This window comes from Streptomyces sp. NPDC051315, from assembly GCF_044455165.1.
GTDB lineage: Bacteria > Actinomycetota > Actinomycetes > Streptomycetales > Streptomycetaceae > Streptomyces.
This window is the reverse complement of record NZ_JBITEN010000005.1, coordinates 389,066-406,815: the sequence shown is the minus strand read 5'-3', so window position 1 is coordinate 406,815 and position 17,750 is coordinate 389,066. Positions and strand designations below refer to the sequence as shown.

The 17,750-nt window shown below is 74.4% G+C and carries 16 protein-coding genes; 7 read left to right on the top strand and 9 right to left on the bottom strand.

Annotation, left to right across the window (positions count from 1 at the left end; all coding sequences use genetic code 11):
* Nucleotides 1–111: 111 nt before the first annotated feature.
* Nucleotides 112–2,403 (top strand): ATP-binding protein, encoded by a 2,292-nt coding sequence (locus ACIBBD_RS13160; RefSeq protein ID WP_399419429.1) that lies wholly within the window; start codon nucleotides 112–114, stop codon nucleotides 2,401–2,403.
* Between the two features lie 368 nt (nucleotides 2,404–2,771).
* The gene (locus ACIBBD_RS13155) at nucleotides 2,772–3,737 is read left to right on the top strand and encodes a helix-turn-helix domain-containing protein (RefSeq protein ID WP_399419428.1); all 966 of its coding nucleotides are present in this window, start codon (nucleotides 2,772–2,774) and stop codon (nucleotides 3,735–3,737) included.
* Nucleotides 3,738–3,880: 143 nt separating this feature from the next.
* On the opposite strand, the gene ACIBBD_RS13150 is transcribed toward ACIBBD_RS13155, so the two are convergent.
* The 5 genes from ACIBBD_RS13150 to ACIBBD_RS13130 form a co-directional block, all read right to left on the bottom strand.
* Nucleotides 3,881–5,602 carry an immunity 49 family protein gene (locus ACIBBD_RS13150; protein ID WP_399419427.1) on the bottom strand — a complete coding sequence of 574 codons (1,722 nt, stop codon included), beginning with the start codon at nucleotides 5,600–5,602 and terminating at the stop codon, nucleotides 3,881–3,883.
* Between the two features lie 59 nt (nucleotides 5,603–5,661).
* On the bottom strand, nucleotides 5,662–6,270 hold the full coding sequence (locus ACIBBD_RS13145) for a flavin reductase family protein (RefSeq protein ID WP_399419426.1): 609 nt from the start codon (nucleotides 6,268–6,270) through the stop codon (nucleotides 5,662–5,664).
* A gap of 51 nt (nucleotides 6,271–6,321) precedes the next feature.
* Entirely contained in the window at nucleotides 6,322–6,762 is a 441-nt protein-coding gene (locus ACIBBD_RS13140) for an Lrp/AsnC family transcriptional regulator (RefSeq protein WP_399419425.1), read from the bottom strand.
* Nucleotides 6,763–7,009: 247 nt separating this feature from the next.
* Complete coding sequence (locus tag ACIBBD_RS13135) at nucleotides 7,010–8,359, bottom strand: transaminase (RefSeq protein WP_399419424.1); 1,350 nt, start codon at nucleotides 8,357–8,359, stop codon at nucleotides 7,010–7,012.
* A 112-nt stretch (nucleotides 8,360–8,471) separates the two neighbouring features.
* On the bottom strand, nucleotides 8,472–9,233 hold the full coding sequence (locus tag ACIBBD_RS13130; protein ID WP_399419423.1) for an ANTAR domain-containing protein: 762 nt from the start codon (nucleotides 9,231–9,233) through the stop codon (nucleotides 8,472–8,474).
* Between the two features lie 126 nt (nucleotides 9,234–9,359).
* On the opposite strand from ACIBBD_RS13130, the gene ACIBBD_RS13125 reads away from it, so the two are divergent.
* The 4 genes from ACIBBD_RS13125 to ACIBBD_RS13110 all read left to right on the top strand — a co-directional run bounded on the left by ACIBBD_RS13125 (nucleotide 9,360) and on the right by ACIBBD_RS13110 (nucleotide 12,721).
* On the top strand, nucleotides 9,360–9,701 hold the full coding sequence (locus ACIBBD_RS13125) for a helix-turn-helix transcriptional regulator (RefSeq protein WP_399419422.1): 342 nt from the start codon (nucleotides 9,360–9,362) through the stop codon (nucleotides 9,699–9,701).
* 496 nt (nucleotides 9,702–10,197) lie between these two features.
* Nucleotides 10,198–11,871, top strand: a complete 1,674-nt coding sequence (locus tag ACIBBD_RS13120; protein ID WP_399419421.1) for an NlpC/P60 family protein — start codon at nucleotides 10,198–10,200, stop codon at nucleotides 11,869–11,871.
* Between the two features lie 167 nt (nucleotides 11,872–12,038).
* Nucleotides 12,039–12,269, top strand: a complete 231-nt coding sequence (locus ACIBBD_RS13115) for a hypothetical protein (protein ID WP_399419420.1) — start codon at nucleotides 12,039–12,041, stop codon at nucleotides 12,267–12,269.
* 17 nt (nucleotides 12,270–12,286) lie between these two features.
* A complete protein-coding gene (locus ACIBBD_RS13110; protein WP_399419419.1) occupies nucleotides 12,287–12,721 on the top strand; it encodes a hypothetical protein in 435 nt (144 codons plus the stop codon).
* Nucleotides 12,722–12,815: 94 nt separating this feature from the next.
* On the opposite strand, the gene ACIBBD_RS13105 is transcribed toward ACIBBD_RS13110, so the two are convergent.
* Nucleotides 12,816–12,989 carry a hypothetical protein gene (locus ACIBBD_RS13105; protein ID WP_399419418.1) on the bottom strand — a complete coding sequence of 58 codons (174 nt, stop codon included), beginning with the start codon at nucleotides 12,987–12,989 and terminating at the stop codon, nucleotides 12,816–12,818.
* A gap of 206 nt (nucleotides 12,990–13,195) precedes the next feature.
* Between ACIBBD_RS13105 and ACIBBD_RS13100 the strand changes: the two genes are divergently transcribed.
* Entirely contained in the window at nucleotides 13,196–13,831 is a 636-nt protein-coding gene (locus ACIBBD_RS13100; protein WP_399419417.1) for a class I SAM-dependent methyltransferase, read from the top strand.
* 28 nt (nucleotides 13,832–13,859) lie between these two features.
* Here the strand turns inward: ACIBBD_RS13100 and ACIBBD_RS13095 are convergent, their stop codons facing one another.
* The 3 genes from ACIBBD_RS13095 to ACIBBD_RS13085 all read right to left on the bottom strand — a co-directional run bounded on the left by ACIBBD_RS13095 (nucleotide 13,860) and on the right by ACIBBD_RS13085 (nucleotide 17,648).
* Nucleotides 13,860–14,432: a phosphatase PAP2 family protein gene (locus ACIBBD_RS13095; protein ID WP_399419416.1), complete on the bottom strand. Its 573-nt coding sequence runs from the start codon at nucleotides 14,430–14,432 to the stop codon at nucleotides 13,860–13,862.
* Complete coding sequence (locus ACIBBD_RS13090; protein ID WP_399419415.1) at nucleotides 14,425–15,807, bottom strand: diacylglycerol/lipid kinase family protein; 1,383 nt, start codon at nucleotides 15,805–15,807, stop codon at nucleotides 14,425–14,427. Before ACIBBD_RS13090 ends, ACIBBD_RS13095 begins: the two co-directional genes overlap by 8 nt.
* Nucleotides 15,808–15,947: 140 nt before the next feature.
* Entirely contained in the window at nucleotides 15,948–17,648 is a 1,701-nt protein-coding gene (locus ACIBBD_RS13085) for a hypothetical protein (protein ID WP_399419414.1), read from the bottom strand.
* Nucleotides 17,649–17,750 lie beyond the last annotated feature (102 nt).

Here is a 17,750-nt window from a genome sequence, read left to right as displayed (position 1 = left end):
CAACGTCCCTCGCCCGCGCGACCGGAGCGGGCCCGCCGGCCGGCTCTCCTAGAATTCGGATGATCGTGCCCGGCCGGCACGGACGGGGCGTGGGGAGCAGGAGGGGCGGGGTTGAGCGGGGAGCGGCCGGCGTTCGGGGCGCTGTTGCGGGAGTTGCGGCTGTCCGTGTCGCAGACCATCGAGGGCCTGGCGGAGGCGTCGGGCGTGAGCGTGCGCGGCATCGGGGATCTGGAGCGCGGACGGCGGGCGGCTCCGCAGCGGCGGACGGTCGCCGCGCTCGCGGACGGCCTCGGCCTGGACGAGGCACAGCGGGAGCGGCTGCTGGCGGCCGCGCGCGCCGGGCGCACGCCCGGGTACAGCCCGGTGGGCGTGCGGGCGTTCCCGCGCGGCATCGACGACTTCGTGGGACGCGCACGGGAGTTGGGGCGGCTAGCCGGGCTCGCGGCGCACCTTCCCGCGGCGTCCGCTCCCGCGGCGCACCCCGCCGGCGAGGGCGCCCCGCCGGTGGTGGTGGCCGTGTCCGGACCGCCGGGGGCGGGCAAGACGACGCTCGCGCTGCACGCCGCCCGGGACCTGGCCGGCCGTTTTCCCGACGGCCAGCTGGTCGTGGACCTGCGCGGCACGGACGACGATCCGCCCGGCCCGGACGAACTCGTGCTGGGCGTCCTCAAGGCCCTCCAGGTGTCCGACCGCGACCTGGTCAAGGCCGGACCGCGGGGCCATACGGCGCTGTACCGGCAGCTGTTGGCCGAGCGGCGCTGTCTGCTGGTGCTCGACAACGCCCGTGACGAGGGCCAGGTGCGCCCGCTGCTGCCGGCCGCCGGTGCGGGCATGGTGGTGGTGACGAGCCGGCGGATGCTGACCGGACTGGACAGCGTGCACCGGCTGCCGCTCGGCGAGTTGAGCCCGCGGGAGGCCGCCGAGTTGCTGACCGGCCTCGTCGGGGCGGAGCGGGCCGCGGCCGATCCGGCCGCCCTCGCCGAGGTCGCCGAGCGCTGCGGTCATCTGCCGCTGGCCCTGCGGGTGGCCGGCAACTGGCTGGCCACCCGCACCGGTTGGACCGTACGGCGGCTGGCGGACCGGCTCGCGGTCGACGACCGGCGCCTGGACGCGCTGGCCGCCGGGGACGTCCGGGTCGACGCCGCCTTCGCGCTGTCGTACCGCCAGCTCACCCCGTCGGCCGCCCGGCTGTTCCGGCGGCTCGCGCTGGTGCCGGGCCCGGACGTGGGGGCCGCCGGTGCGGCGGTGCTGACCGGGCAGCGGGTGTTCGACGCCGAGGACACGCTGGAGGAGCTGGTCGAGACGGGTCTGCTGGGGGCGGACGGGGACCGTTACCGGCTGCACGACCTGCTGCGGCTGTTCGCCCGGGCCCGGCTCGAGGCCGAGGAGAACGCGCGGGACGCCGAGGAGGTGCGGGCCGCGCTGCACCGGTGGCTGCTGGAGACGGCGGTCGTCGCGGGCCGCTGGTTCGAGCCCGGCCACGGCGCTCCCCCGCCCACCTGGCAGGGCACCGTCGACCTGTCGAGCGCCGACCAGGCACGCCGGTGGCTGCAGGCCGAGGGCGCCAACTGGCTGGCGGCGCTGCGCGCGGCCGCGACCGCCGGGGACCACGCCGGCGTGGTGGAGGTGGCGGAGGCGCTGCACTGGTTCTCCGACCAGTGGATCTTCTGGGGGCACTGGCCGGAGGTGTTCGGCGCCGCCGCCCGCTCGGCGCGGGCGCTGGGGGATCCGGTGCTGGAGGCGACGCACCTCAACTACCACGCCTGGGCGCTGCTGGTGTGCGAGGGACGCCCGCACGACAGTCTCGCGCGTTCCGCCGAGGCCCTCGCCGCCGCGCGGCGCGCCGCCGACGTACGGCAGGAGGCGTGGGCGCACGTGTACCGCGGGCTGGCCCTGCGCCACCTCGGCGATCACGCTCCGGCCGCCGGCCACATGAACCGTGCGGCGCCGATGTTCGAGGCCGTCGGTGACCTGCACGGCAGTCTCCAGGCGCAGCACGGGCACGCCATGGTCCTGCTGGACTCCGGGCGGCCCGAGGAGGCCCTGGTGTCCTACCGGAGCACGCTGGCCTTCCTGGAGCGCTTCGGCGACCGGATCGAGCCGCACATCGCCGACTTCTCGCGGAGCGCGCTGCACTCGGGCATGGGCAGCAGCCACGCCCGGATGGGGCGGTGGACGGAGGCCGTCGACGACTTCGGCACGGCCGCGGCGATCTCCCGCAAGAGCGGCAACGCCGCCATGGAGAGCCGTCATCTCGTCCATCTGGGCGACGCGTTGCTCTCCGCGGGCCGGCCGCGGGAGGCGCGGGAGGCCTACGCCCGCTGTGTCGCGCTCGGCCTGGACGCCGACCCCCAGCGCGTCGCCCGGGCCCGCGACCTTCTCGCCCGCCTCGACGCCGACTGACCGGCCGTCTTTCCCGTGCCGCCGCGGCACGGGAAAGACGGCGGGTCCGGGCGTCGCCGGCGGGCGAGTTCCCCTCGTCGTGCCCCCATCCTCGTCCCGCCGTGCGTCCCGCGTCTTGTCCGCGAGCGCACCCGACTGTTCTCTGCGCGCACTGTCCGTGCGGGCACCGGCCCGCCGGCGGTTTCTGCCTGCTTCCTGCCTGGGAACCGTCCCGGGGCCCTGCTTGGCTGAGGACGGCGGGGAAATGGGGCCGCAGCGTCGCCGCCCGCCCCGGCGACCGGCAGCAGCGGGCCCCCGGGCCCCGGTCACTCACCGCGCCACGGATCCGAGGTCTCCGCCGGTACCGCACAGGTGGAGAGGAGAACCGGGTGAACCTGGTGCTGACGACGGCTTCGGTCCCCGACGGGGAGAAACTCGCCTACTGGCGCGACGCGCTGAGCACGGCGCTGGTGCCGATGGCGGTCACCGCGCGCGGCGACGGGCCGTTCTCCGGCCGGATCTCCAGCGCGCGCCTGGGACACCTGCGGATCTGCTCCATCGAGGCCGACCCGCAGCGCGCCAGCCGTACCCACCGGCACATCGCCCGCACGCCCGCCGACTACGTGGCGGTCGGCGTCCAGACGGCGGGTACGGCGACCCTCGTCCAGGACGGCCGGCACGCCGGCGTCGGCGTGGGCGACCTCGTCGTCTACGACACGACCCGCCCGTACTCCCTGGACTACCCGCAGCCGTTCGCCACCCGGGTGGTGCACATCCCCCGCCGCGCGGTGGGGCTGCCCGACGGGTCCGTACGGCAGGTCACCGGTACGGCGATCCCCGCCCGGGAGGGGTTCGGTGCGCTGCTGGTGTCGTTCCTGACCGCTCTCACCACCTCGGTTCCGGCGTGTTCGCCGTCCGTCGCGGCGCGGCTGGCCTCCGGTGTGGTGGACCTCTTCGCCACGCTCGTGGAGGAGCGGACGCGGCGGGGAGGGAAGGAGGAGGCGGGCGCCCTCGGCCACCTGGTGCTGCGCGTCCGCGACCACATCGACCGCAACCTGGGTGATCCGGAGCTGTCCCCGCACACGGTCGCCGCCGCGCACCACATCTCCGTGCGCTACCTGCACCGCCTGTTCGAGGGCGAGGGCGTCACGGTCGCCCGGCTGATCCAGCAGCGGCGGCTGGAGGAGTGCGCCCGGGAACTGGGGCGCCGGGACGCGTCGGCCCCCACGGTGTCGGCGGTGGCCCAGCGGTGGGGTTTCGCCAATCCGGCCCACTTCAGCCGCGTCTTCCGGGGTGCCTACGGCGTCTCGCCGCGCGAGTGGCGCGGGACGGCTGGCCGGGCCCTGGCCGGGTGACGGGGCGGGGCCGGGGCCTGGGTCACCCCGGTCCCGGGGCGAGGGGCGTCCGGGCGGCGGGTCGTCCGCTGTGCGGCGGACGGGGCGCCGCGGGTACGGAGCGTCGGGCGCCGGTGCTCCCGGAAGGCCCTCGGTCGCGTGCCTCAGGTGGCGAACTCCCCGCACCAGGAACGCCGGACGAGGTGCTTCGGCAGGTGGGGGGAGGCGGTGACGACGGGGAAGCCCTGATCGTGCGCGAGGCAGGCCAGGGCGAGGGGGCCCAGGGCGACGTGGCGGCGCGGGTCGTCGGAACCGTCGTAGTAGCGGGCGTGGTGGGTGAGGGCCTCGTCGAGGGTCTGGGAGAAGAGGTCCTGCTGCTGGGTGAGGACGCGGTGGAAGAGCGCGACGGGCTGGTAGTCGACGAGGTTCAGGAAGTCGGCCGGGGTGCGGGTGGCCACGTGGGGGTGGGAGGACTCCATGGTGGCGACGAGCCGGGGCACGATGTCAGCGGTGGGGACGTCGTCGAAGTAGCCCTGCAGGGTGTCGATCCAGTGGAAGACGTACTCGTCGTCCTGCGGGCCGGCGTGGCGCAAGGCGTCGAGCGGGACCCGGCACAGGGTCCTCAGCCGGTCGCTCTCGCGGCAGACGAGGGCGAGCCAGAAGGCGTCGAGCCAGGCGCGGGCGGTCGCGTGGGGGGCCGGGCCGGTGGCGGGCAGCGGGTGGACCCGGTCGCCGATGCGGCAGTGCACCGTGCCCTCGCGGGTGAGCGTGGTGGTGAACAGGGCGCTGCCGATCTGCATCGCGGTGACCCAGGCCTCCCAGGTCTCGAGCTTCGCCGCGTCGGGGTCGTCGGCGCAGCGGGCGTGGGCCAGGGCCAGGGCGGCCCGGAAGGCGGGCGTGAAGCCGGACGGGTCCTGCGCGAGCCGCGCGGTGGACTCGGCCACGGTCCGCGCGAGCCGCTCCGCGTCCGGCTCGTCGGACGCCGGGCGTGGGGCGCCCCGCAGGCTCCTCATCGTCTCCAGGAGTTCCGGCGGGGGCACCACGGACAGCGCCCGGCTGTCGTGGTCGAAGGCCGTGAGGCAGACCAGTCGGCCCTGGTGCCACCAGTACAGGCGCGGGGTGAGCGGGCCGGGGCCGTCCTGGTAGGCGCCGAGGGCGTACGCCGCCAGGTCGTTGACCGCGTCCACGACGGTGCCGTCCACGATCGGATGGAAGGCCAGCAGGTGCCGGGTCGGTACGACGACGAGGGCGCCGGCCTCCGGCAGGTCGCGTCCGGTGACGTCCCGGACCAGCTCGGGCAGGACCAGTGCCTTGCTCGCGACGAAGTGGGAGTCGCCGTGGACGGAGTGCAGCAGCGCTCCCGACGGGCGCGGGACCTGGGTGTACTCCACGGGCTCGGCCAGCAGGTTGGCGCGTCCGGCGGCCCACAGCGCGTCGGGACCGGTCCGCGCCAGGTCGGCGTCGCCGAGGATCCGCACGGACTCGGGCGTGTCCAGCGCGAGGGCGGCGAGGAGGTCCTCGGCCACCGGGCGCACGTACCGGAAGTGGTCCGCGGCGTCGGCGGGGAGGGCGTCGGACGGCAGCAGGCGCAGGCGGGTGCCGCGCAGCAGTTCCTGCGGGTCCTCGTCGCCGCGGGAGGCGGACTCCAGGCGGGTGAAGTGCTGCCGCACGAGACCGGCCCAGCTCTCCTCCGGCGCGTCCCGGCACCATCGGGCGAGGTGGGTGAGGGGATGCCGGTGGCCGTCGTGCTCGACGACGTCCGCCTCGACCGCCGGGCGTATGCCGTACCGGGCGGCGAAGTGGTCGGCGGTCAGGCGGCGCAGGCGGTCGGCCTGGGCGACGGTGAGGGAGGGCAAGTGGGCGTCGGCTGCGTCGTGTTGCGTCACTTGATCACTCTACGGAGGGTGCGGCACCCCGACGCCCGCGGGCACCGCACCCTCCCCGGTCAGGATGTCGGCCAGTCGCGGTAGGCGATCCGGGCCAGTTCGCGGACCTCGCCGATCGTGCTCCACTCGTTGCCGCCGAGCCGGGCCAGCGGCCGCAGCCTGCGGATGTCGGGGTGTCCGTCGACGACGACGTCCTCGTGGACGGCGGCGTGCACCACCTGCCCGAGGACGAGGGTGGAGTTGCCGATGCCCAGGGTGGAGTGGAGCCGGCACTCCAGTGCCACCGGCGAGGCGGCCACGCGGGGCGGCTTGACGAGGGCCGAGGGCTCCCGCTCGATACCGATGGCGTCGAACTCGTCCTCCTCGGCGGGGAAGTCGACGCCGCTGGCGTTGATCTGCTCGAAGAGCGGTTCGGGGGCGAGGTTGACCACGAACTCGCCGGTGGCCTCGATGTTGCGCAGCGAGTCCTTGCGGCCGACGGAGGTGAACTGGACGACCGGCGGGTCGGTGCAGGCGACGGTGAAGAACGAGTGCGGGGCGAGGTTGGCGGTCGTGCCGTCGGCCGCGAGGGTCGACACCCAGGCGATCGGCCGGGGGACGACGACGGCGGTGAGGAGCCGGTAGAAGGCTCCCGCGCCCAGGGACTCGGGGGCGTAGTCGATGCGCATGGCAGCCAGTTCTACCGGAGCGGGATGTCAGGGGCGGCACCGGCCCTGTTCTCAGCCGACGTCCCACAGGAAGCGGTGGGTGTGGATGGCGAAGTAGGGGAAGGACTGGACGGCGCCGACGCCCTCGATGGGCCGCACGGTGTCGTTGACGAAGTCCAGCAGCTCCTTGGTGGTGGGGCTGACGACCTCCGCGAAGAGGTCGAAGCCTCCGGAGGTGAACACGGAGTACACCACTTCGGGGTGGGTGGCGAGCGCGTCGGCGACGGGACGCGGGTCGCCGTCGACGGTGATGCCGAGCAGGGCCATGGCCTGGCCGCCCATGGCCATCGGGTCGGTGACGCCGACGACCTGGACGGCACGGGAGTCCAGCAGCCGTTGCAGGCGCTGGCGGGCGGCGGACGCGGACAGGCCGACCCGGGGGCCGAGGTCGGCGTACGCGATGCGTCCGTCGGTCTGCAGTTCCCGCAGGATGGCCCGGTCGATCTCGTCCACGTGTCGGTCCTTTCCCTCTCCCTCAGGCCGGCCCACCTCAGAGCTCCGAACAAAAGGGGAGTCCGATCAGCTCGCGGCGTCCGGTGCGTGCGATCGCGGGGCGCCGGAAGGTCCTTGTAGCGGATACCAGGGCCTTCCGGCAACGCGGCGGGCGTGCGTGCCGGGCGCCGCGAGCCGGGCGCCCCTTGTTCGGAGCTCTGAGGGCCTGCCCGGCGGGTCGTGCCGGACAGGCTCCCGGTGCCGGGGCTCAGCCGGCCAGTTCGGCGAGGGCCGCCGCGAAGAGCTCGGTGTGGGTGTCGACGTCCTGCTCCGTCGTGTCGGGGCACATGAGGGCCATGTTGTGGAAGGGGGTGAGGAGGATGCCCCGGTTGGCGAGGTAGAGGTGGAGGAAGTCCTCCAGTTCGGTGTCGCCGGCGGCCGCGGCGTCGGTGCCGGTGCGGGGTGCGGGGGAGGTGAAGCGGTACTCGGTGCGGGCGCCGAGGCGGCTGACGGACCAGGGCAGCGCGTGGGCGTCGATGCCCGCGCGCACCCCGGCCTCGAAGCGCTCGGACAGCTTGTGCATGCGGGCGAACGCCTCGTCGGTGAGGACGTGTTCGAGGGTGGCCCGCGTCGCGGCGACGGACAGGGCGTTGCCGGCGAGGGTGCCGCCGACGCCGCCCATGTCCACCAGGTCCAGGTCGGCGCGGCCGAGCAGCCGGTCGGCGAGGTCGGCGGAGAGGCCGTAGGCGCCGGCCGGGATGCCTCCGCCGATGGCCTTGCCGATGGTGAGGACGTCGGGCTCCAGGTCCCAGGCTGCGGTGCAGCCGCCGGGGCCGGCGGAGAAGGTGTGGGTCTCGTCGTTGATCAGGAGCGTGCCGTGGCGGCGGGTCAGCTCACGGACGCCCTCGAGGTAGCCGGGGTCCGGCAGGACGATGCCGATGTTGGTGAGCGCGGGTTCCATGAGGACGGCTGCCACGTCGCGGTGGGCGAGTTCGCGCTCGAGGTGGTCCAGGTCGTTGAACTCGGCGACGCGGCTGGTGAGGGTGACGTCGCAGGGCGCGCCGACGTTGCCGGGGCGGGCGGTGCCGTGGCCGTCGGGGCCGGTCACGATGAGGGACTCGTCGACACTGCCGTGGTAGCAGTAGCTGTTCACGAGGATCTTGGGGCGGGCGGTGACGGCGCGGGCGAGGCGGACGGCCCAGCGGTTGGCGTCGGTCGCGGTGAGCGCGAAGCTCCAGTGGGTGGGTCCGAACCGGCGGGTCAGCTCCGCTCCGACCCACTCCGCGTCCTCGGTGGGCAGCATCGCGGTGGCGCCGCCGAGCGTGGTGAACCGGTGCTGCACCGCGTCGGCGACGGCGGCCGGGGAGTGGCCCGCCATGGCGCCGGTGTCGCCCAGGCAGAAGTCGATGTAGTCGTGCCCGTCGATGTCGCGGACCCGGGCGCCGCGCGCTGAGTCAAGGTAGCGGGGGAACGCGCCGGCCGTCTTGTTCATCCAGGTCATCGGCACTCGGCCGAAGAGGTGGTCGGCGCGGGCGTGGGCGGCCCGGGAGCGGGGGTTGCGCCGTTCGGCCTCCGCGCTCTCGCGGGCCAGCAGCTGACGCAGTCGGGCACGGTCCATGGCACACCCCGGACGGGAGAGACGGATGAGTGCCCGAAATCTACGATCGAAACAGTGGGAAAACAAGCACCGGTCGATCGAATCGAGCGTGGACTCGCTCGAATCGATCGGCTCATTCTCCGCAGCGATCGATTCCACCGTCGGGCAGGGCCTCCGCCCTGACCTTGGTCACCGCCGCCGCCACCTGCTCCTGCACGGCCTCCGCCGGGGGCGCGCCCCGCACTGCGGCGACCAGGTCGCGGGCGAGGTGGTGCAGTTTGGTGTTGGTGTGCTGGGAGGCCTCCACCAGGACCCGCCAGGCGTCCTCCGCGCTCAGCGCGAAGGACGCCATGAGGATGCCGCGGGCCAGGTCGATGACCGGGCGGGTCTGCATGGCACGGCGGAGCTGTACGACCTCGACGCGCAGGTCCCGCTCGGCGTCGCCGGCGCCGTCGTGCCGACCGTTCGGGTGGGGCACGTCGTCGTCGCGGTGGGGGTCGGGGTCGGCGAACAGGCCCTCCGTCCCGGTGAGGGCGAGCAGCCGCTCGACGACGGGACCGGCCGAGCGGATGGTCAGGGTCTTGCCCTGCTTCAGACCCTGCTCGCGCGCGGCGATCAGCACGTTCAGGGCGGAGCAGTCGCAGAACACCACCTCGTGGAGGTCGAGGTCGATGCCGCCGACCGCGGCGGCCAGGGCCGCACGCAGGGCGTGGTCGAGCTGCTCGGCGGACTCGAGGTCGAGCTCCCCGCGCACCGCCACGACGACGCGGTCACCGTCCGGGCGGAGGGCGATCTCGGGCACGAGCACGGTCCGGGCGGGTGGCGCCCCGCTCGTCTCGGCCGGTACGCGATCGTCCCCGACGCCAGGGTTCGCGTCGTACACAGGCTCCGACATGACCGCCTCCCCGGTCACCTTTCATGTGGTTCCAGATTCACCCGAGAGCACATCACACGTCAACTGATACACGAAATCGAGTTCAGGCTTTTGTATACGTGAATACTTGGCCCTAGGATGGGCCTCATGGAGGGAGTGCCTGAGCCGCATACCGGATGGACGTTCCTGACCAACCACGCCCGCGTGCTGGCGGTCATCTGGGACAACCGTCACGCCCGGATCCGCGACATCGCCGCGCACTGCCGGCTCACCGAACGCGCCGTCCAGAAAATCATTTCCGATCTCGAGCGGGACGGCTACCTGTCCCATACGCGCGAGGGGCGCGGCAACACCTACCGGATCGAGCCCGGCAAGGTACTGCGCCACCCGGCGGAGGCGGGTCTGACCGTGGCGTCCCTGCTCTCCCTGCTGGTCCACGACGAGGTCCACCGCTCCCGGCACCCCGAGCCCGACGCCCACGGGGCGTGAGCGCGACAGAGGGGCCGTTCCCGACGCGAATGGGGGACGCCTCCCCTCTGCGCCGGACGCAGGTGGGGTGCGGCCGCCGGGCCTGACGTGACGCGGGCCCGCCGACGCCGGGCGCCGCAGGGCAGCGGCCACGGCGTACGAGTCGAGGGCGGCACGGCGTACCGGCCAAGTCGGGGCGAGCCAAACCTCGTTGCGGCCGAGCGAGACGAAGGTCACGAATACGTATCGGACATTTGACCCGTGAATCTTCACACGAGCGTCACACGTTGGCTAGGTTGACGCCCAGGCCGCACGACCGACTCCGGCGAACCCCGCCGGCCGCGCGGCCTCCGCCGAGTCCGTGACACCAGTGGTACGGCCGGAGCCGGGGACCGTCCAACCCCGGGGTGGGATGCTCGACCGCCCTACGGCGCAGCGAGCTCGGGGCATCCTGGGACAGGACGGCCCGCATCCACCGCCCACTCGGCCGGCGGAGCACGGAAGGAGTACGTCTTCCATGGCGACGGATCGCACCCCGCTCCCCACGGGCCCGGGTTCCGCACGCTTCGAGGACATGGGCGAGCCGAGCCATGCGGAGATCCAGCAGCGGGTCAGGGCGCTCTACGACCGGGCCGAGACCGACACCGGGACCTTCAACGCCACCCGCGCCATGAAGAGCGGCCGCCGCAGGACCGTCACCTCCGTCGCCAACAGCGGGCGCCGGGCGGCCGATCCGTCGCTGGAGGCCGTCGCCCGGCAGTGGTTCGACGTGGCGCGCAGCCGGCTCGGGCCGACCGCCCCCGCTTCCCTGCCGTCCGATCGCCTGCCCGAGCGCCCGGCCCGGCCCGCACGTCCGCAGCGACCGGCAGGCTCCGACGCCGTACGGGAGCTGGAGGCGGCCGGCGGCCGGCTCGAGCTCGAGGCGGTCGAGCGGCGGGGGCCGGAGCCGACGGGGCGGGCCGTGGCCGCGCTGCCGGCGGCGCCCGCGCCCCGGCAGGAGGAGCCCAGGGCCCTGCTGCCCGCGCCCTCCTCCGCCCCGGCGGCGGCGCGGCCCGGGCTGCGGAACACCAAGGAGCAGATCCGGCGCAAGCTCACCACGGCCCGTGAGGTGCTGGCCCGCGGCGTCGCGCAGCCGGTGGCGTCGCTCCTGGCGATCGAGTCACGTCCGGCCGAGCGGACCTGGGAGCCGGTCGGGCGGACCTGGGACACCGGGGAACTGCCCGCCTACCCGCCGACGACGGACACGTGGTCGGGACAGTGGACGGGCCTCGGCTCCGACGCGTCCGGGACGACGGACGCCGACGGCCTGGCCCCGACCACCGGAACCGGCTTGCCCGCCGCCGCTCGCGGCACCCTGACACCGGAACCCGTCCTGCAACCGCCCGTGTCCGGCTTCCCGGCCCCCGAGACCGGCCTCCTCGCGGCCAGTTACGGCCTCATGGCACCCTCCACCGGGCTCCCGACGCCGCAAGCCGCTCTCCCCGCACCCGACTTCGCCCTTACGACGCCGCAAGCCGCTCTCCCGGCACCCGACTTGGCCCTCCCGACACCGGAAGCCGTCCTGCCCGCACCCGACTTCACCCCTCCGACGCCGCAAGCCGCAGTGTCCGCACCGGACGTCGCCCTCCCGACGGCGCAAGCGACCCTCCCCGCACCGGAGTTCGTCCTGCCGACATCGCAAGCGGCCCTCCCCGCATCCGAGTTCGCCCTCCCGGTCCCCGGCACCGCCGTGCCCGCAGCCGCCGTCAGCGCCCCGGCCCCGGCCCTCGCCCCCTCCGCCCCCGTCCAAGCCCCCACCGGTGCCACCACCTACGGATCCGGCCCCGCCTACCTCGGCAAGGCGGAGAAAGCCCTCGCCTTCGCCCGTGCCCAGATCGGGCGGCCGTGCGTGTGGGGAGCGACGGGACCGGAGTCCTACGACTGCTCCAGCCTCACCCAGGCCGCCTGGAAGGCCGCCGGGGTGACGCTGCCGCGGGCATCCGTCGACCAGGCGCGGGCGTTCCCCCGGGTCGGCCACGACGATCTGCGCCCCGGCGACCTCGTCTTCTTCTTCGACGACCTGAGCCACACCGGCCTGTGCACGGGCAACGGCATGATGATCCACGCGCCGGGCCCCGGCGCGTCCATCCGCGAGGAGTCGGTGCACGACCTCGGCGAGGGCGCGCTGCGCGGCGCGGTACGGCCCGCCTGAGGCGCGTCCGCCCTCCCCTACCCGCCCCTCTCCCCGCCGTGCCCTCTCCCCCGCCTGGCGGTGAGCCGTGGCCGGTAAGCGTGCATCGCGGTGCGCCGCACGGCGGTCACACTGGCCTCCGGCCCGGCGAGAACACGGCGAAGGCCCGGCGAGGGAGGGGTGGCCCGATGGGGGACGCGCGGGAGACCGTACGCAAGGTCGGCCGGGGACGCGAACGGCCCGGCTGCCCGGTGAGCCGTGGGCCGGACGGGTCCTGGCAGATCCACGGCTACGCGGCCACCCGCGAGGTGCTGCGCAGTACGCGGACCGTGCAGGCCGGGCTCGGCATCGAGACGGTGGAGACTCCCACCTGCTCTCCGAGGGGTGCTCCGACGCGGAGATCCTCGGCGAGTGCCTGACGTACGCGGCGGCGGGCATGGTCACCACCCGCGAGTTCATCTGTCTCGCCGCCTGGCACCTCTTCGAAGACCGGGAGCTTTTCGACCGGTACCGGGCGGCGGACGAGCCGGAGCGGCTCGGCCTGCTGCAGGAGATCCTGCGGCTGGAACCCGTCGTCGGACGGCTGTCGCGCCGGGCGACCGCACCCCTGCGGCTGCCCACGCGGGACGGCGGGACCACGGTCCCTCCCGGCGAGCTGATCACCGTCTTCGTCGACGAGGCCAACACCGACCCGGACGTCGTGGGCCCCGACCCGTACCTGCTGCGTCCGGGCCGGGCCCTGGAGCTGGGGCCGGGGGCGGCCGGGCTGCCTTCGGGGACGGTGCGCACCGCTGTCCGGGTGCCGCCGTCGCCGTACTGGAGGCGGACGTCCTGCTCAGCCGGCTCCTCGCGCTCGACGGCCTGCGGATGACCGGCGAGCCGCGGGTGTCGTTCATGGACGACATCGGCGGCTACGAGATCAGGAACCTGACGGTGGCGGTGTCCGCGGGGCGCTGAGGCCGGGCCTAGCGGACGGCCGGGTTCGGGCGCATCTGCCCCCTCCTGGCGTTGTTGTAGATGCGCAGGAGGTGCTTCGAGACGGCGCACGGCACGGTGTCCACATAGCACTGGCGGCAGGTGCGGACGTGCTCCTCATAGGTGGCACGCGCCTGGTGCAGAGCATCCTCAGGAGTGGTCATGGGGGGTCCTCCAGACGGAACGACGGGGTCGGGGCCGGTATTACTTGCCAGTAGCCCCACCTGAAGATGAAAGTTGATCACGTTACTGTCGGTAGCGGAAACTCTGATTCCGGCCGCTTCCCGGAACCGCCCCGGCACATGGCGTGAACCGGCCCCTGAGTGCGAGGATCGCCGGATCCGATCCGCTACCACAACGGGAGGCCGGCTTGGGCGGCAAGGACGACGGACGGCGTGCGGCGGCGGTGTTCGACGCGCTGGGGTCCGGATACGAGAAGGCGTTCGCGCACTCGGAGGCGCATCTCCGGTCCCTGGAGTGGCTGCTGGGCCGGCTGGCGCCGGGCAGCCGGGTGCTGGACGTCGGCAGCGGGACGGGCCGGCCGACGGCCGCCACCCTGGCCGGAGCGGGACACGACGTGCTGGGGGTCGACGTCTCCCCCGTGATGGTGGACCTCGCCACCCGGCAGGTGCCCGGGGCGACGTTCCGGTGCGGGGATGTGCGGGATCTCACGCTGGACGAGAGCTCGTACCACGCGGTCTGCGTGTACTTCTCCCTGCTGCAGATGGAGCGCGCGGAACAGGCCGCTCTGCTCGGCCGGCTGACGCGGGCGCTGCTGCCGGGCGGCAGTCTCGTGCTCGCCACCGTGCCGCTGGACGTCGAGGGAGTCGACGCCGTCTTCATGGGGCAGCCGGTGCGGGTCACCAGCTTCGCCGGTGCGGACCTGGCCGACGTGGTGGCCGGGGCGGGACTGACGGTGCTGGCCGAGGAGAACACGCTGTTCACCCCCGACCATCCCGAGGCCGGCCCCGAGCCGCACCTCTTCCTGTACTGCGGGCGGGAGTAGGGACGTACTGCGGGCGGGGGGGGAGCGCTCAGACGTCGGCGCGGGACGCGAGGGACAGCACCAGAGCCGCCGATCCCGTGCCGAGGAGCGCGCCGGCGACGACGTCACCCGGGTAGTGCACGCCGGTGTGGACCCGCGAGTAGCCCACCGCGCAGGCGAGCAGGCCCAGCGGGACGGCGGCGGCCGGGAGGGCCGGGCCCACGGCGGCCGCGAAGGCGACGGCCGAGGCGGTGTGCCCGGACGGGAAGGACGCGGAGTCCGGCATCGGCACATGGCGCCCCGGGAACGGCGAGTCCTCGGCGCGGTGCGGTCGCGGCCGGCGTACCAGCCGCTTGCCGGCCAGGTTGGCGGTGGCCGAGGCCACGCCGACGGCCGCGACGCCGAGGACGGCGGCGCGGCGCCCCCGTCCGCCCCGCAGGGCCAGGCCCGCGGCGACGGCGAAGGAGAGCTTGGAGTGGTCGGCGGCCGCGGACAGCCGGCGCAGCGCGGTGTCCAGGGTGGGCGTCCTGGTGACGGTGACCGCCTCGTACAGCGCCTGGTCCAGGGTCGCGAGGTCGCGCACGAGTCGCAGGGCGGAGAACTTCGGTCGGCGGTCAGACATCGTACGCATCCTTGATCGTGCGGGGGTCGGGGTGGCCGAGTGCGAGGCGGACGATGCGCCGCCAGTCGATGGCCGGTGGCGCGTAGGCGGCGCCGGGACGGTGCCGGGGCACCCGGACCCGGAGCACGCTGGGCCGCACCGTGCACACCACCGGGGCGGGCAGTTCGAGCGCCTCGCCGTCGACGGCCACCGGGATGCGGTCCCGGTCGGCCTCGACGACCACGCGCCGGGCGGTGAGGGAGGTGATGCCGCTGGCCCGTTCGCCGAGCAGGGCCAGTTCGGCGGCCTGGGCGGCGCCCTCCACGCGGACGCCGATCACGCCGAGCAGCCCGGTCTCCAGACGAGGGCGGCGGCCGCCGCCGAGCGGGTCGGCGCGGGCGTAGGCGTTGTTGCTGACCAGGACGGCCTGCGGCGCGTGGATACGGACGTCGTCCGCGTGGACGTCGAGGGTGGGGCCGGCGCCGCCCTGCAGCAGGTCGGGCAGGTGCTCCAGGGCGGTGGCGGCCTTGGCGTCGCGGTACTCGGGGTTCTGCACTATCTCCGCGTACGCCCCGAAGGAGACGGTGTTGACGAAGGCCCGCCCGGCGACGTCCCCCAGGTCGACCCGGAGTTCGACGCCGTTGATGAGGGCGTCGAGGCTGCGCACGGGGTCGGTGCGGTCCAGGCCGAGGTCCATGGCGAAGTGGTTGCGGGTGCCGGCGGCGACGACCAGGAACGGCAGGCCGTGTTCGGCGGCGACGGCCGCGACGAGCGCCTGGGTGCCGTCGCCCCCCGCGACACCGAGCAGGTCGGCGCCCTCGGCGACGGCCTTGCGGGCCTCCACGACCGGGTCGGTCCAGCCGTCGTCCGTGCCGAGCAGGACCACCCGGGCGCCCAGCGCCTCGGCACGTTCGACGAGACGGTGCTTCTCGACCTTTCCGCCGCCCGAGCGCACGTTCATGATCAGGACGGGCCGGCGGGGCGGCCGGGTGCGGCGGCCGTGGGTACCCCTGGGCCGGCGCAGGCTGCGCAGCGCGGTCCGGGCGGAGGCGAGCGCGGCCGCCCACAGCGCGAGCGCGCCCACGGCCACCACCCACAGCCCCGACGCCGCGTACAGCACCAGGACGCCGACGGGCGCGGTCACGGCCAGCAGGCCGCCCAGGAGCCGGGCCCCGCCCCGGTGCGCGAGCATCCACCACACGCCCGCCCCGGCCAGCGCGAGTCCGGCGAGGCCGGCGAGCAGCACCAGCCAGCCGCCGGAGCCGGCCCCCGCGCCCACCACCGCGGCGCAGCCGGCGACGAGCAGCAGGGCGAGCCTGGCCCATCCCCGCGCGCGGCCGACCCCGCCGTACGGGCGGACCTGGCCGCCGGTCGTCGTCGTACGTGTCTCGTTCACCCTGCGCCCGCCATCGTGCGAAGTCCCCCTGTTCCGCCTGGACGGCGCCAACGGTATCCCGCCCGCTGCGGACACCCGCGGCCCGCCGCGTCCATGGTCATGACGGGCGGGACCGCTCGGCATCCCGGGCGGACGGTCGGTCAATTGTCCATGCCGCAGCAGCCGCCCGCGCCGGGGGTCCCGGGGGCCGTGTCGAGGCGGCAGAAGCAAGACGCCTCGACGGGTACGTCCGTCAGCGCGGCCGCGAACCTCAGCTGCTGGGCGACGATCCGGGCCTCCCCCTCCTTGCCGAGCCGTACGAGGCACTCGTGGAGCCCGTGCAGGGACCAGACGTTGCCGGGGTGCTGGGAGGAGCGGGGCAGCGTGTCGTCGAGGCCGAGATCGGCGCGGTAGACCGCCTCGGCCTCCGCGACGCGGCCCTGCTCCAGGAGGAGGGCGCCGTACGCGTGACGGGTGGGCTGCATCCAGCCCCACGGCTCGTCGTAGGGGAGGCTGTCGTCCAGGACGATCGAGCGTTCCAGGGCGGCGAAGGCGGCGTCGTGGTCGCCCTTGCGGTACTCCAGCTCGCCGTCGAGCATCGCGGAGGCGATCGCGAGGATGTCGGCGCAGGTGTTGTTGAACAGCATGCGGGTCTCGGGGACCCGGGCGACGGCCTCGCCGAACAGCCGGCGTTCGGCCTCCGCCTCCGGGATGCGGCCGGTCGCGGAGAGCGCGACGCCGCGGGCGTAGTGCCGCATCGCGGTGGTCATGCTGTACAGCTCGGGGTCGGCGGGCGCCGGCAGATCCAGGATGTCGGCCCAGCGCCCGAAGCGGATCAGCACGTGCACCCGCATGGCGAGGAAGGCCTCCAGCCAGTCCGCCATGGGCGGGCTCTCCACCCGCAGCAAATCCTCCGGAAGGGACGCCTCCAGTCGGTCGGCGGCCTCCAGGGCGACCCGCGCCTGGCCGAGGAACATCGCCCCGTAGATCTTGAAGTGGTAGTTGTGGGCCCGGTAGAGGGTGTAGAAGTTCATCGCCCCGGCCCGCGCGTGGTACTTCTCGTCGGCGGCGATCGCCCTCGTGTTGTCCGACACCACCGCGCGGTAGTCGCCGCACAGCACCTCCAGGTGCGAGGGCATGTGCTGCAGGTGCCCGGCATCGGGCACCAGGTCGCGCAGCCGGTCGGCGACCGGCAGGGCCTTCTCGGGAGCCGGCGACATCTCCATCAGGTGGAGGTAGAAGTGCAGGATGCCGGGGTGGTCGGTGGCGGCCCCGTCGGCGAGCGCGCGGTCCAGCACCGCCTTGGCCTCCAAGGTGCGGGCGCCCTCGGCGGGCTCGCCGGTGCGCTGGTCCCACAGCTGCCAGGGCGTGAGGTTCATCAGGGCGTCGGCGTACAGGGCGGCGACGTCCGGGTCGTCCGGGGCGAGTTCGTGGACGGCGCGCATGGCGTCGGCGTAGGGGGCGTTCCACACCGAGCAGTCCATCGCGGGCCGCTCCTGCGGGTAGCGGGCGCGCAGCGCGCCGATCAGGGCCCGTTCGACGGGGGTGGCGCGCACGGCCTTCGCGTGGGCGCGCTCGACCGCCTCATGGGTGCGGGCGACGGTCCGCACCAGGTCCTGTTCGTCGAAGAACTCCCAGGGCTTGTTGTAGTTGGGGCCCAGGGCGTAGGCGATGCCCCAGTACGCCATCGCGCAGTCGGGGTCCGCGCGGGCGGCGGCCTCGAAGCAGGCGACGGCCTCCTCGTGGTGGAAGCCGTACGACCAGACCAGGCCGCGGTCGAACCAGCGTTGCGCCTCGGGGGACGAGGTGGTGACGGGTCGGCCGTGGGTGCCGAGGTCGTAGTCGTACTCCGTGTGCTCCATGGCGCTCCCTGGTCGCGTGGCATCCGTCCCGGCTCCCGGGCCGGTGGTGTCGCTCGGAGCGGCCGGTCCGGTCACTCCGGTCGCTCCGAGCGACATATACCG

Bases quoted from the DNA above. Each gene is read 5' to 3' on its own strand.
- ACIBBD_RS13145 (WP_399419426.1), bottom strand. From the start codon at position 6,270: ATGCGCATCGACTACGCCCCCGAGTCCCTGGGCGCGGGAGCCTTCTAC.
- ACIBBD_RS13135 (WP_399419424.1), bottom strand. From the start codon at position 8,359: ATGGACCGTGCCCGACTGCGTCAGCTGCTGGCCCGCGAGAGCGCGGAG.
- ACIBBD_RS13130 (WP_399419423.1), bottom strand. From the start codon at position 9,233: ATGTCGGAGCCTGTGTACGACGCGAACCCTGGCGTCGGGGACGATCGC.
- ACIBBD_RS13125 (WP_399419422.1), top strand. From the start codon at position 9,360: ATGGAGGGAGTGCCTGAGCCGCATACCGGATGGACGTTCCTGACCAAC.
- ACIBBD_RS13120 (WP_399419421.1), top strand. From the start codon at position 10,198: ATGGCGACGGATCGCACCCCGCTCCCCACGGGCCCGGGTTCCGCACGC.
- ACIBBD_RS13115 (WP_399419420.1), top strand. From the start codon at position 12,039: ATGGGGGACGCGCGGGAGACCGTACGCAAGGTCGGCCGGGGACGCGAA.
- ACIBBD_RS13110 (WP_399419419.1), top strand. From the start codon at position 12,287: ATGGTCACCACCCGCGAGTTCATCTGTCTCGCCGCCTGGCACCTCTTC.
- ACIBBD_RS13105 (WP_399419418.1), bottom strand. From the start codon at position 12,989: ATGACCACTCCTGAGGATGCTCTGCACCAGGCGCGTGCCACCTATGAG.
- ACIBBD_RS13095 (WP_399419416.1), bottom strand. From the start codon at position 14,432: ATGTCTGACCGCCGACCGAAGTTCTCCGCCCTGCGACTCGTGCGCGAC.
- ACIBBD_RS13085 (WP_399419414.1), bottom strand. From the start codon at position 17,648: ATGGAGCACACGGAGTACGACTACGACCTCGGCACCCACGGCCGACCC.